This window comes from Tunturiibacter gelidiferens (assembly GCF_051013345.1).
GTDB classification, from domain to species: domain Bacteria; phylum Acidobacteriota; class Terriglobia; order Terriglobales; family Acidobacteriaceae; genus Edaphobacter; species Edaphobacter gelidiferens_A.
This window is the reverse complement of the sequence record NZ_CP132939.1, coordinates 4,401,644-4,415,680: the sequence shown is the minus strand read 5'-3', so window position 1 is coordinate 4,415,680 and position 14,037 is coordinate 4,401,644. Positions and strand designations below refer to the sequence as shown.

The window sequence follows — 14,037 nt, the reverse complement described above, 5'->3', positions numbered from 1 at the left end:
GAATATCTTCCACTCGCGCCGCTGGCTCTCACGCCGTAGCCGGCATCCGAGATGATCAGGGAGGAATACCCAGGCGCTCGACACCTTGGGTGTAACCAGCGCCGCCATTGGTGAGAGGTGTTAGAGGCATCCGCCACTGCGACTCGCCTGACATACCGTTGCCATGCACCAGCTCCAACTTTTCATCAAGAGTAAGTTGTTTCAGGACCAGCTCTGAGCGTTCGCCTGGAGACAGGTGTGAATCCATCCAAGGCCGGCTAGTTTTCTGAGCCGACGCGATGCCGACTCCAATGATGGCTGCTGTAACGACTAAAAGAGGAAATTGCGACTTCCATTTCTGCATCTGTCTCCAGGTCGCCCCGGCAATGCTGCGATGGCGAGAATCAAGGCCAGAAGAAATCGCGGCAGTGCGAAAACGGCGACTACGATTGCAGAATCTAATATGAATAAGGTGATGTAAAAGCTCCAACGGGTAGGAGCATGGCGCTTTTCCAATAACTGTCTATTTTGCTTGAAGTTGCCATCGGAGCGGTCGGCCGTCTTTGGGCGTGTATCATACGGCTAAATCACTGGGACCCGCCCCAAAGGATCGACTGCAGCCAACATGGAGGCATAGCGTTATCGATGAACAGGTAGGACACCTACCGCCAGGTCTCGACAGCGAGCACCGTGGGAGGGCCAGCGTGGCCTTCGATGACATTCGTTTCGATTACCGCTTCCAGATTGAGTTGGTCCCAGTTCTTAGGCGCCTTCTTCAACATCTCATCGAGATACGCAGGCTTAAAGACGACCTCGCTGGCAGCTTCGGTACCTTCCCCTAGAATTCCTGCAATGATAATGACTGGTTGGCCCGTTACGCTGTCATGAATCCTGGCGATGATGGCATAGTCCTTTGCCAACTTTGTGTAAGGCACCTGCCATTGGAGGGTCCAAAACCTCTTCTCGGGACTCTTGCGGTCTACGAGCCTTCGCACCTGCGTATCGTACTCGAATCCGAAGGGTAGATCCTGGGTAATCCGCATGGTCCAAACGTTATCGAAGGCACCAATGAGCACGACGGGGCCTTCGCGTAGCTGCGTATAGCCGATTTCTGAATCGGAAACAACGCGAAAATCGCCGCCCTTCGGGACGAGAGGAACAATGGATCGCGCCAACGTGATCACGTCCGAGACATCGAGCCGGCCATAGAGGGGCATTCCGTTTGGCGTTGTGCGCTCTCGATCGACCGCATCTATCGGTTGCCCTAGGCAGTATGTAACCTTGCCTGAAGCCGCTGTCACGGGTTCCCAAAAGCGTTCCAGGTTCGACGGCTTCCGAGGGATTTGGATACGGCCCATTCCGAATCCTGCGATAAGGGCCAACAACAATAATGTTGCGATAGATATCCATCGATGCCTGGTCAGCACTGGAGGAGGTAAGGCTGCCTCGGCAGATTTAGCCTCGGTTGTGGGAGAGTCCTGAGGTCTCACCCCGTTCTTCTGGGAGACCAGCGACCCGGATTCGAGGTTCGCGGAGACCGTTGGATCCCGGAAGGAGGGAACGTATGAGCCTGCCGAGAGTTCGACTATCAGCTCTCCGAAATGATCTGTGTTGTAGTAGTACTGGATCAACCTCTTACGGACTTCGGCCGCTGTCGTACGGACTACTGGATCAAGGTTTACGTCGTAGTTTGGCTCGCGTCCAAAGGCCTCCACACCTATCGTCCGTTCCTTTAATTCTCCCGCATTGCCAAGCAGCGTTTGCTCGACCGTATAAGCCAGAAACACGGGATAGCGCTTGCTGTTCGCGAATAACGGGTGTGCAAGAACCCGCTTCAGCTGATCTCGGACAGCACTGGCATCTGGCGCGAGACTGTGTCCAGCGTCTTTTTCGGATTGTGGCAACGATGGCATTGTGGGTTCTGCTGATTCTCTTCCTGCTTTTCCCGGTTTGACGACCGCCGCTGCGTCCACCTCGACGCGTTGCCGCGCAAAAGCAAGGACGGAGAACCATCGACGACGGCATAGAGCCGGGGAGCAACGTCAACCCCCCATTATTCCATATTGACAACTAGATTCCGGGGTATCATACATTCCTTTTTGATCAGTCAGTTACCAACGGTAAGTCTCTCAAATGGATGTATTTATCGAACTAGAGATTGGTTCGGACCCGATAGCTCTTATGACGGTGTTCCCTAATGGATAGAGTCATCCTTTCTGATTCCGCACGGAACGAAAGTGGTCACGATAGTCTCCATGTCAGCCAACAGCAACTCATCCAAAATCGGCACTCTTCTTTTGCTTTATGTCGTTTTAAGCATGCTTTTTCCTTTTGATAACGCTCTCTCGTCTGTCGTTTGGGCGCAGGCGCCGACCTCAAACTGGAACGGTGTGCTTCGCACGAACGGGTTCCTGCCCGCAAAGGAGGGAACGGTGCTGCTCGACTCGGGCACGAATCACTATTCCGCAGTTGTGAATACAGAAGGGGCTTTTTCGTTCCAAAACCTAAATGTCGGCCTCTACTCAGTGACTGTTCGTGCCGCTGGGAACTTCTACCGCAGCGCGACCAAGTCTCTATCCCATCAGCGTCTATAGGCGTAACGCTCAAGCTGGGCCGCGACGGCTCGGTGGAGATGGCCAGTACGGAGATTGGAAGAGTAGTTGACACCGATCAACTCACGAATAAGGGAGTGAGTGAAATCCCGCTCAACAAGAGGGACTTTAGCCAAATTCTGCTACTAGCTGCGGGAACGTCTAGCGACACCAATGGAGCCTCAAACTTCACCCAGCAGTTCGCGATCAACGGCCAGCGAGGTGTGGAGGCAACTTTCTCGCTGGATGGGGCGGACATCAGTGACCCCGAAATGGGTGGCGGGACATTCACTAATTTCAACGTAGACGCAATCCTTGACCTCAAATCGTCGTCCGGCGTCATGTCGGCTGAAATAGGTCGTGGCGCATCCGGCTATACAGACATCCTGACTCGATCCGGAACAAGCGACCTGCACGGATCGTTTTTCGAATTTCTGAGAAACTCCGCGCTCGATGCCCGCAATTACTTCGATCATCCCTCCCCGGTAAGCCCGGGGCGCATTCCACCTTTCAGAAGGAATGAGTTTGGATTTACAAATGGAGGTCCTGTTCCGATTTCTCGTTGGCTCGGCAACGGTAAGCAGTTCTTCTATTCCATCGAGTACCAAGGCTTCCGCCAAGTCCTGGGAACGACCCAGGTTCTTTCTGTTCCAACCGCAGAACAGCGATCGGGGATGGATACAACGGCATTTCCAGGAGATACGCTCTTTGTTCCGGTGAACTCCTCGATCAGCCAGATACTGGCGCGATATCCGGTGCCTAATTATCCAGCCGGAACATTTGGCGCGAACACATACGCAACTTCATCCAAAGTGAATACGGATGCAGATCAGTTTTCCGGCAGGCTTGATTTTCAGAACGGCGCCAAGGACCACTGGATGGCGCGATTCTCTCTCGATAATCTCAGCGGCCCAACGACAAATCCAGATCAAACGGTTATAGATTCGAGCTTCGGTGTGGAATATGTCGATCACCAGCGCAATGGAGTGTTGACATGGATACACACTGCATCGCCAAGTCTCATCTTCGAATCATCGCTGAGTGCTATTCGAACGACACCCTCTTTCCCAACTTCGAATACAACTGATCCAGCCGTCAAATTCAACGACGCCCTCTTCGAGCCGTTCAATGCCCCAGGCGGTTCCGTTTCGAGAGACTACGGAAACTTATTCCAGGCTCGAGAGAATGTAACGTTCTCGCGCCACGCTCATATGGTCAAGCTTGGTGCGGAGATCCGACTGAACCGTGACTCCGGCTATTTCGGATCCAGCCCAAACGGGGAATATGACTTTGGTGGAGGAACGGCGTACTCCGGAGTTAAAATCACATCGGCAAGCGGTTCTCACACTATCAATGTTGGAGATCCTTTGCCTGATACCCTGTCCGGGTTCCTTACCGGTAGCGCGTTTGCGTATACACGAGCTGTTGCACCTACTTATTTCTCGAATGGCCAAAATATAGGCCCCACTGCGATAAACCGAACTGCGATCGCAGCCTACGCGCAAGATACCTGGAAAGCCACAAGCCGCCTCACGATCGGCTATGGAATGCGCTTCGAACTCTACACGCCGATATCGGACCGGGCCAATCGTACTTCCGGATTTTACCCATCTGCTGGCGGAGGCCAGGTTTTCTTGATTAATCCTGAACCCAGGTACCGTACGCGAATGAATAATTGGGCGCCACGTCTGCAAGCTGACTATCGCTTACGCCCGACCCTAGTGCTCCATGCCGGCGCAGCTTTGACCACGATTCCCCCAATATCTGGCAGGACAACATGATAACGGGCAATCTGCCGTTCGTGTTCTACCCACGTGTAACGGCTGGACCGACGGCATTTGTCCCCTACGGATTTCAGTTCACTCCAGCGCAGTTACCCCGCGTCTACACCCCCGACGGTACAGACATCTTTGCCAATCGACGGACCAACGATGTCCCCGCCAACACGGAAGTTGATATCGATCGTATGGAACAAGGAATTGCAGATGCTTCCGAAGGAGAAACAACTCCACTCAACGTAGGGGCGATCAGCAGGAACTTTGGCAACGCGGGACTCGGCACGTGGTCCCTTGGACTGGAGCAGTCCATAGGACAAGTGACGCTCTCTGCAGCTTATGTCGGCACAACCGCTTATAGGCTTCCCCGCGTCGCATTTCCCAACGCCTACGCCAGCCTCGTGGTGCATGGTGGCAAAAGTTTTCCTGAACCGATGCAACTCGAACCGCTTGCACACCGGCTTGGTCGCGCAGCACTGACCGACCTTGTTGTAGCAATGCCCGCAGTTCATGCCGGTGCGAAAGGCGAGACGCTTCAGGCCGCGAAGAAAGTGGCCATTGGGCTTGCCGTGGGTTGTCGGGAAGATCAATCGTGTCCCCGGATATCGCTTGCGCCGGTTCTGCAGCGCCTCCACCAAAGAATCGGGAATCGGGATCGACCCCTCTTCGGAGTCCTTCGGGGACCACTGCAGATCGAGCTTTTCGGAAACGGTGAAGGTCTTGGCCGAGAAGTCCACATCCCGCCACGTGGCGTACTGCACCTCCTGGTCACGACTCCCAGTGAACAGGAAGAACTGGAAGATCTCCGATTCCTCCTGGTCGGCTGCTGCCAGCAGTTTGGTGATTTCTTCGGGTTGGTAGGAGGAGACAATCTTCTCTGTGTACTTGATCCGATCTGTCTTTTCGAGCGGCCACGAAATTTTCTTGTGGTTAAAGAAGATGTGGAGGAAATCAACTCTGTTCGCGACCGTCCGGGGTACGTTGCCAGACCGCCTAAGATGGGCAATGTAGTTGAGGAGATCCCGCCGGTCGATCTGTTCGAGATACTGCTTTGGACAAACGGCGGCGAAGGTCTTCAGGGTGCGAGTGTAGGCGTACAGGGTCTTCCTGGACTTACCAGCGGCAGTGTCGGCCAGGTATTCCGCGATGGACTCGCGGAGGTTCGTTTTGGCTGCAGGGAAGAGAACTGGTTCGGGAGTAGCCAGCTCCGGAAGAATCAGCTCGGGAACGGCTAGACCCAGGTTCACTGCCTGCAACTCCACCGTCTTCCGCTGGAGAGCTACCTGTGCCAAGGGAGCGTCACTGCCGATCGGCTGCCAGATGCGTTTGCCATTCAGGCTGTATCGGAGGTGGTAGACGCCTTCGTCGCGATAGACCGGCTTACCATCGATAAGAGCGTGGAGTGGCCGGATGCGGCCGTTGGATGCGGTTACAGATCGAGCGTAGAGCCAACCGCCTTCAGGTGATCGGACGCGCAGATAGAGAGAGACAGGTGACGATCTCATGGATTAACCCTCGGGGGCTAATACCCAAGCGCTCTCGGCGATTACGACTATGTCTGGAAAGATTGGTAGCACGGCTGGTAGCACCGAATTTTATCTACCGTAATCCATTGATTCTGAATGCTTTACATGAGTATGGCGGAGAGACAGGGATTCGAACCCTGGATACCTTGCGGTATACACGCTTTCCAAGCGTGCGCCTTCAGCCACTCGGCCATCTCTCCGCAGTATTGCGGGCCTTTTTGAATCTAACACAACTTGAAGGCTTCCGATGACCCTTCCCATTCCCAACTCTCATGGAGTCTGGGCAACTACATTCTGCTTCACGGTTGCATTCGGTTTCAGTTCCATCGGCACACCTTTTGTCAGATAGCGCCGCAGCGTCAATGAATCTCCCCAGTTGATCTGTCATCCGCGATCGATGGAGATCAAAATGTATTGGCCCGAAATTACATCTTCGATATCGAAACTCCCATCTGTATTGCTCTGGTCCTGCCGCAAAAAACGAATGGAGTAAGGCTCTTCAATCGTAGTAGGAACCAGCAGGACCTTGGCCCCCATCACAGGTTTTCCTTCAGACGTTCTTATTCCGCTACCGTTCATACGGCCTTTCGCAATCTGTGCCGTAAGTGCCGTCTCGCCTGCGGGTGCCGTCACATACCGTCCCGAGGCGTCGGCTCCCTTGGCAGATAGTTCAACCAGGTAGACGTTCCGTCCTCCCTGCAAAGCAACTTCGTACCGCCCCGGAGGAACCTCAATGGTACGGTCTGTGGTTGGTTTTCTCGAGATGCGTCGGCCTGCAAACCGGTCTTCATCTTCCGTGGAAGAGAACGTCCCGCGTTGCGTATTAGTATCGATCAGGTTGACGCGAAACCCACCGCCGCGTCTGTCGCCTAACTCTTCGGCGGGAGCACCGGTAAATCCATCGATGTGGATCGTGATTCTCGCGATATCATGCGCCGGAGCACCGAGATCGAGTGTTCGAACAGAGTTGGCCGTCACGTCGACCATCGCGGAATGCCCCTCCTCGCCTGGCAGCAAAAGCCTGACCTGGTACAGCCCCGGAGTCAGTCCACTCACATCAAATTCTCCTTGTGCGTCTCGACGGGTCCTAACCGAAATTGCGCGCGGGCCGTTTGAACCCGGATGGTCGAGTTCGGTGAGGAGTACTGCGTTGGCACTCTGTATTCGCCAGTTGGGATAGGAATTCGGAAACGTCCATGTGAGTCTGTCTGGCGCTGATCAACGGGCATCCAACGACGCCCCGAATCGTCGTACACGCTTCTCATCGCATTCACCGAAATATTTGGAAGCGGGGTTCCATCGGGAGCCAGCACCACGCCGGTAAGCAGCGCTTCCGGATAGATTCGAAGCTCAAGCGGAGCTGCTAGTTCGGGGGATTGTAGATAAAGATTACCGAGGTCGCCATACTCCGGACTCACATAAAACCCGGGCTTGGTAATCAGAATGTTCACGCTGCCCTCTTCGGTCTGTTCGAACCGAAACCTCCCTTCGCCATCCGTCAATACTGCTCGGTTATTCAACCGAACCAAGGCTCTCCTAACCGGTTGATCAATGGCAGCATTTATGACCGTGCCCGACACAAGGTCTGGAGCCCCTGAACTCGTATTTCGGCGCGCCTGCCCCTGTAGCGCCCCCACTTTGGCGCGGCAAGGCGCCTGCTGACCGAGCAAGGTAGAAACCAGAATCACAAAGAAAAGCATCGAATCGTTGCGTCGATCAGGGCAGACCATTCGGTTTGTGGACACGAAATGTCACCTCACCAAAAATAAGACGTCTCAGATTCCTATTAGTGAGAACGGAACCCTTATGCTGAATCCGTGCCTGAGCCCGAAAAGATCCAGTCCAGACCCACGCAACTATCGAGCCCTGGCGCCAGCCATGAATTTTGGATTCTGCTGAAGGCAGTTCGAACACCCGACATCTCACCCTCTGCTTACGCTTTTTTGGACTCGATCTGAGAGTTCGCGCTGCTTTTTGAAAGTGATTCCAGCAGGTGCTTGGTATACAACCCGCTTGCTACGAACCTTGCTCCATCCCCAATCATCATGAGGAGGACCTGTTCACCGTCTTTATCGATGCACGTAACCTCGTCAAGATCAACAACACGGTTCAAAGTCGGCCGACGATCTCGATTGGCGCGCCAACTTGCTATCAGTTCTTGAAGAAACGATGCTGTCAGCCGACCTTGAAGCACCCACCGCTGCTCCGACTTGTCCTCGGTCATCGTGATTCGTAACATCTTGCTCGTCCTTACAACCCGATGTGTCGGTGAGTATCTTCCAGATTCACTACATCACTAATTCTCCGATCCGGATTGCATGCCCGAGAGTTGGCGGCGTCCTGACACACCTGGTTTTTCCCGATCTCGCAGGTCATACCTTGCATCTCCCTGTAAGCAATCCGCATACCTAAAATGCGATCACTCTATTGATGTTGGCAGTTGAGGCGATTACTAACAAATCGACATGTCGAACGATCCCGGGCAGATGCCGATACGTCGGCACGATGCCAGATCGTTGGCACGCGTTTCACGGGCTTCTTTCGTCCCAACTTCAAAGTGTCAGAGCTTTCTAGGGCGAGTGATTCCCAACTTTTGCATCCGAAATTGGAGCGTGGGACGCTTAATTCAAGTCGTGCGGCAGCTCCGTTCGGACCCGCAAAGACCCAATTAGTCTGCTCTAGGATCGACAAGATATGCTTTCTTTCAATCTCTTCCAGGGTCATAGCGCCATTCGCCTGACCGTTCGCATCGACCGTTTTCGTCTTCAGTCCCGCGAGCGGGACCTGAAGTTCAGGCCCCTTCGATAGAATGACCGCCCGCTCGATGACGTTCTGGAGTTCACGTATATTCCCGGGCCACGGATAACTAACCATCGAATTCATCGTCTCGGTCGAGATCGTATCGATCTCCTTGGACATATTGCGAGCAAAATGCTGGGCAAAGTGCCTGACGAGAAAAGGGATATCTTCCTTACGCTCTCTAAGTGGCGGAACATTGATCGGGAACACATTCAACCGGTAGAACAAGTCGGATCGAAAACTTTGTTCTTCCACCATCGCATTTAGATCGCGGTTCGTAGCTGCAATGAGACGGGCATCGGTGCGCAGGGTGCGTGAGTTTCCTAACCGTTCGAACTCCCGCTCCTGCAGGACACGCAAGAGCTTTGGCTGAAGGTCGAGCGGGATCTCACTTACTTCATCGAGAAAGATCGTCCCTTGCGACGCCAGTTCGAAACGGCCCATCCTTTGAGCGATGGCGCCCGTGAATGCTCCCTTCTCATGCCCGAAGAGTTCGCTCTCGAGCAAACCGGTCGGAATGGCAGCGCAGTTCAGCTTCACAAAGGGATGGGCGCGACGGCGACTAAGGTTGTGGACGGCACGAGCGATCAGTTCCTTTCCGCTTCCCGTCTCTCCTTGGATAAGAACCGTTGAGTTAGTTGGCGCAACTGCTTCAACCTGGCGTAACACCTGTCGTAGCACAGCACTATTCCCAATAATCTCCTCAAAGTTGAGTTCGCTGCGGATCTCATCTTCAAGGTAAAGCTTTTCCTGAGTGAGTTTGTCTGAAAGCTCGGTAATGCGTTGATAGGCAAATGCATTGTCGATGGCAATAGCCACCTGGCCTGCGATCTGCGAGAGAAATTCAGTATCTTCCCTCGTAAATCCGTTCTTCTGGGCCCTCACCAAACAGAGGACGCCCAATACATTCTTGCAACGGATTAGCGGGATCATGCAGATGGTCACCCTGCCATCGCCCAGGCTGGACCTGTTCTCAGAACCAGATCCGTTCCACTCTTCAATGCCCCCTACCCACAGCTTTCCAGAACGAAAGACCTGTCCCGCGGGGGAGCTTTCGAGCGCCCCCGACATGTGCTGGAAAAGATTCTCTTTACTATCTGAAAAATCCGCGGCATAGATTTGAAGATGTTCCTGTGCAGTATCGGGCAGCATTACAGCTACGCCCTCCAACCGCATGGTTTTGCGAATATTCGGCGAAACCGACCGAAGCACTTCTCCCAGTTCCAGGTTGGAAACTACGCTGTTATTCAGATCGAGAATGAGCTTAAGCTTGGTCTGTTCGCTCTCCAATTGTGCCCGAAAGGTCTCCGAATGTGCCAGATTGAGCCTGTCATCAATCGCCAAACCAACATAGTCCGCTAAGAAAGTGAGGAGGCCAACCTCTCTTTCCGAGAAGCCATTAGGTTCCTTTCTTGCAAAACAGAGCGCCCCCATGCGAGCGAGTACCTTATTCAGAGGAAGTACACAAAGCGATTGGTTTCCCTGCATGCGGAAGAATCCAACGATCCCTGGAAATCTCGCCTCCCCGTCAAGAGACGCGATGACGACGGGCTTCGGATGCGCGGTCAAAAACTCCCTGATCTCATCTCGCCATTGCGGTAGCTCGGGTTCCACACCAATTGCAGACCTCTCACCGTCTACCGTGTGCCAGGAAGGATCCGCACCGGTCATCTGAATCAAGACGGTCGTATTAGAGACCACAATGGACGATAGTTCCGCAGGCAGGGAACGCAGAAGTCGATCTGGATCGCGATAAGCATCCAGGTTGTGCGCGAAGCGTAAAAGATCCCCTGTTTGTTCGACGTTTGTAGCGATATCGACCGGGGAAACATGGTGAAGAGCCGAACTCCTCATAACCGACTGATAACCTCCCTCCTTCCATCGATCTCTGATAGATGAAAATCAAAGGATTAAGGTGGCAAAGCATTGATAGATCCGGGACTTTCCGTTTGCGTTGATTAACAGCGTAGCTCAGATCCGCTCATCGCTGCCAATTGATTGGCACCCAGTCAACAGGCTGGCATACATCGCAGGATCCCCGCGTAATACATAGACTGCGATGGACGTTCTCTCTTTTTTATCAAGAGCTTACGGTAGAAACAAAATTGCAGACCCTTCTGGCCCTGCGGTTGCTCTGGGGTGGGTCAAGCTACGCATGAGCACTTCATCTCTCAGTATCTAGAACTAGTGTCTCTATTTTTTCAAGGGGGCCCGGATGCACCTCGAGGAACACACCGAACCACCACCGAGCTTTCGACTCGATGTCCCGCTGCACGACCTACTCACCAAATCCAATGCAAACACACCGGGTCTTCAGCCTATTGGAACACCACAAACTTTTCCCGACCCTGTGTTTCCGCAGCATCCTCAACTCCTCGCGCCAGTCGATTGGAGTGATGGGTGGGTCGCACCGGAAAAGAGACAATGGGCTCCAGGGCAGATCTACCACGCAATGCAGGGTTGGCTCTTTCCCTATATCCGTTCGAGGGTGACCGCAGGCGACTTCCATCCACTCATTGCATACCTCTTCACCGAGTTTAAGTGCAATCTCGATTGCCACTATTGCTGGGCCTTCGACAATCAGGTGAAGGGAATGACGGAAGATACGGCGAAGCGATCCGTGGACTGGCTTCACGGTACAGGGTGCAGAGTACTTGCCTTCATGGGGGGCGAGCCTCTTCTCCGGCCCGACTTGATTCACCGCATTACCTACTACGCGGCCAAGAAGAACTTCTGGATCTATCTTCCCACCAACGCGCGTCTGTTGCGCACCGATGTGATCGACAAGTTGGCCGACGCCGGCATGTCGACGTTTAACATCGCCGTCGACGCAGTCGACCTAAAACAAGGACTGCCGAAGGCGCTTGCCCCGATTCGCAAGCAGTTTGACTACCTGGTGCGAAAGCAGTACGGGTACGGATACTCCGTCTTCCTCAACATGAACATCTGCCGCAACAATCTGGACGATGTTCGGGAATTGACCGAGATAGCTCATGACAACGGTATAGCGACCGACTATCACATCAACGAGTCTCCCCTCCTTGAACAGGACGAGCACTTCAAGCACGCGGCCAACAATGTGACCTACATCACCAAGGACGACTGGTCGGCTGTTGAAGAGACGATTCAGTGGTTGACCCAGAAGCAGGACGCTGGGTACAAGATGGTCAACTCCAACTCACGTCTCTGGCAGATGGTCGACTTCATGAAAGGTAACCACTTTCCCTGGAACTGCCGCGCCGGTCAAAACTCAATGATCATTCGCGTCGACGGGACGTTGGCTCCATGTTTCCCGATGTACACAGCGAGCTATGACTGGGGCGTGGTCGGTAATCACAAATTCGAAACCAAGCAACTCGATCATCAAAAAGAGACCTGCCAGACGCACTGCTTCTCAACTCTCAATCACATCCTGGGCTGGTGTTACAACGACCAGCGTGTCATCAAATATTTCTTCAAACAGCTAGCCCATGGATTCCAAGGAGTGAAAGGCCAGATGTAACGCCCAACGAATCCCGAGATCCGACCGTATCGAAAACAAATGCAAGTATAAGGAGACGCAAATGCCGGGAACCGAAGAGATCGTTCAAACCGACTTCGAAGTAGAGATCCAGGCTCGTATCGACGCCGAACGTGCCCGTCTTCGTGCCGAAGCTGGATTGGCGCGCATGCGCGAGTTCAAGAAGCCGACAGAGCGCACGTTTAAGGCGGACGAACGCGACTATGTCACGATTCTCTTTGGAGGACTTACGTGGAAGCATGAGGAGATGATCAAGGCCGTCTTCCATGGCAGCGGCTATCGCTGCGAGAACATTCCCACCCCGGTCGTCGCTGATTTTCAGGCAGGGAAAGAGTTCGGCAACAACGGCCAATGCAATCCGACCTACTTCACCGTAGGCAATCTGGTGCGCTATCTTCAAATGCTGGAACAGCAAGGCCAGACGCGCAAACAGATTATCGATAACTATGTCTTCTTCACGGCTGGTTCCTGCGGACCGTGTCGCTTCGGTATGTATGAAGCGGAGTACCGATTTGCTCTGCAGAACGCAGGCTTCGATGGGTTCCGCGTATTGCTGTTCCAACAGACCGACGGCATCAAGGCCGCAAGCGGAGAGCCGGGCCTAAAATTTTCAGTCGACTTCGGGATGGGAATGTTGAATGCGCTCAATCTCGGAGACGTAATCAACGAACTGGTCTATCAGGTCCGCCCCTTCGAAGTGAATAAAGGTGAGACCGACCGCGTCATACATGATTCGGTGAAGGTATTAACCGATACGCTGCGTGACCGCAAGCGCTGGCACATCATGGAGGCGGCCCCAGCGTGGGCAAGACCGTACATCGAGAAGAATAAGATGCTATCCGGCATTGGCTGCACTCTTGGGAAGGTCGGTCATAATCTATATGGAAAAGAATATGTCGACGCCCTCCACACATGCCGCGACAGCATCAACGCAATCGAAGTAGACCGCCTTCGCGTAAAGCCAGTCATCAAGATTACCGGCGAGTTCTGGGCTCAGACCACCGAGGGGGACGGCAACTTCAATATGTTTGCCTTCCTCGAAAAAGAAGGCGCACAGGTGTTGGTCGAACCCATCGCCACCTGGATCGCTTACATGATGTACGTCGCCAAAGAAGGAGCGAAGGCCCGCGCGGACGCCGAGGCTCCCTACCGCGACCCCAAGTGGTACGAGCTTAAAAACGTCTCGCAAACGACTTCAAAGTATTCAAAAAACAGGAGGCCTCAGCGCCGGCAGCGCCATGTGGACCTTCTTCTATCATCGCACCATCAAACATCTGGGAGACACGGCCCATCATCTGATTCCGCAAAAGAACTCTCGCGCCTGGCACATCCCTTCTACCATCAGCTCGCTCGCGGTGGAGAGGGCTACATGGAAGTCGGCAAGAACGTCTACTACACCGTGAATCACCTGTGCCACATGGTCCTCGCTTTGAAACCCTTCGGTTGCATGCCCTCCACACAATCCGACGGGGTTCAATCCAGAGTCGTGAACAAGTACAAAGACATGATCTTCCTGCCGATAGAAACCTCAGGTGAGGGCGAAGTGAACGCGCACAGCCGAGTTCAAATGGCGCTCGCCGAAGCTAAGGCTAAAGCACGCGCTGAATTCGACGGCGTTCTGGAGCAGACAGGGAAATCCCTCGAAGAACTGCGAGCCTACGTTGAGCATCATCCCATCCTGAAGCAAGCACTCTATAAGGTTCCGCATCGGAACGGCATCGCGGGGACTGCAGCCCAGTTTGCCTGGCACGTCAGCGACCTCATCGACAAAGACAGCGCTTATCGCCGAACGGCTCGCACGTCTGCGCCACTGCGGCAAGTGGCGTAAGCAGTCTAGCTTTCCATTC

General features: G+C 53.8%; 11 protein-coding genes and 1 tRNA gene. 4 read left to right on the top strand and 8 right to left on the bottom strand.

Features of this window, described 5'->3' with window-relative positions; all coding sequences use genetic code 11:
* Positions 1–55: 55 nt before the first annotated feature.
* Together RBB80_RS22105 and RBB80_RS22100 are read right to left on the bottom strand one after the other, a co-directional pair.
* On the bottom strand, positions 56–343 hold the full coding sequence (locus RBB80_RS22105) for a hypothetical protein (protein ID WP_433964525.1): 288 nt from the start codon (positions 341–343) through the stop codon (positions 56–58).
* 298 nt (positions 344–641) lie between these two features.
* Entirely contained in the window at positions 642–1,892 is a 1,251-nt protein-coding gene (locus RBB80_RS22100) for a hypothetical protein (RefSeq protein ID WP_433964524.1), read from the bottom strand.
* A gap of 405 nt (positions 1,893–2,297) precedes the next feature.
* Between RBB80_RS22100 and RBB80_RS22095 the strand changes: the two genes are divergently transcribed.
* Both RBB80_RS22095 and RBB80_RS22090 read left to right on the top strand, forming a co-directional pair.
* Positions 2,298–2,573, top strand: a complete 276-nt coding sequence (locus RBB80_RS22095; RefSeq protein WP_433964523.1) for a carboxypeptidase-like regulatory domain-containing protein — start codon at positions 2,298–2,300, stop codon at positions 2,571–2,573.
* Between the two features lie 38 nt (positions 2,574–2,611).
* Entirely contained in the window at positions 2,612–4,351 is a 1,740-nt protein-coding gene (locus RBB80_RS22090) for a TonB-dependent receptor domain-containing protein (RefSeq protein WP_433964522.1), read from the top strand.
* A 92-nt stretch (positions 4,352–4,443) separates the two neighbouring features.
* Here RBB80_RS22090 and RBB80_RS22085 read toward each other — a convergent pair whose 3' ends face one another.
* From RBB80_RS22085 to RBB80_RS22060, 6 genes are all read right to left on the bottom strand, one after another.
* Positions 4,444–5,850: a tyrosine-type recombinase/integrase gene (locus tag RBB80_RS22085; RefSeq protein ID WP_433964521.1), complete on the bottom strand. Its 1,407-nt coding sequence runs from the start codon at positions 5,848–5,850 to the stop codon at positions 4,444–4,446.
* Between the two features lie 133 nt (positions 5,851–5,983).
* Positions 5,984–6,071, bottom strand: a tRNA-Ser gene (locus RBB80_RS22080).
* A 184-nt stretch (positions 6,072–6,255) separates the two neighbouring features.
* Positions 6,256–6,927, bottom strand: coding sequence for a hypothetical protein (locus RBB80_RS22075; RefSeq protein ID WP_433964520.1), 672 nt, complete (start codon positions 6,925–6,927; stop codon positions 6,256–6,258).
* Positions 6,924–7,616 carry a carboxypeptidase-like regulatory domain-containing protein gene (locus RBB80_RS22070; RefSeq protein WP_433964519.1) on the bottom strand — a complete coding sequence of 231 codons (693 nt, stop codon included), beginning with the start codon at positions 7,614–7,616 and terminating at the stop codon, positions 6,924–6,926. Before RBB80_RS22070 ends, RBB80_RS22075 begins: the two co-directional genes overlap by 4 nt.
* Positions 7,617–7,804: 188 nt before the next feature.
* Positions 7,805–8,110 carry a hypothetical protein gene (locus tag RBB80_RS22065; protein ID WP_433964518.1) on the bottom strand — a complete coding sequence of 102 codons (306 nt, stop codon included), beginning with the start codon at positions 8,108–8,110 and terminating at the stop codon, positions 7,805–7,807.
* 185 nt (positions 8,111–8,295) lie between these two features.
* On the bottom strand, positions 8,296–10,104 hold the full coding sequence (locus tag RBB80_RS22060) for a sigma 54-interacting transcriptional regulator (RefSeq protein WP_433964517.1): 1,809 nt from the start codon (positions 10,102–10,104) through the stop codon (positions 8,296–8,298).
* Between the two features lie 781 nt (positions 10,105–10,885).
* On the opposite strand from RBB80_RS22060, the gene RBB80_RS22055 reads away from it, so the two are divergent.
* Together RBB80_RS22055 and RBB80_RS22050 are read left to right on the top strand one after the other, a co-directional pair.
* Positions 10,886–12,172, top strand: coding sequence for a radical SAM protein (locus tag RBB80_RS22055; protein ID WP_433964516.1), 1,287 nt, complete (start codon positions 10,886–10,888; stop codon positions 12,170–12,172).
* A 61-nt stretch (positions 12,173–12,233) separates the two neighbouring features.
* Positions 12,234–14,018 (top strand): hypothetical protein, encoded by a 1,785-nt coding sequence (locus RBB80_RS22050; protein WP_433964515.1) that lies wholly within the window; start codon positions 12,234–12,236, stop codon positions 14,016–14,018.
* The last annotated feature ends 19 nt before the right edge of the window (positions 14,019–14,037 follow it).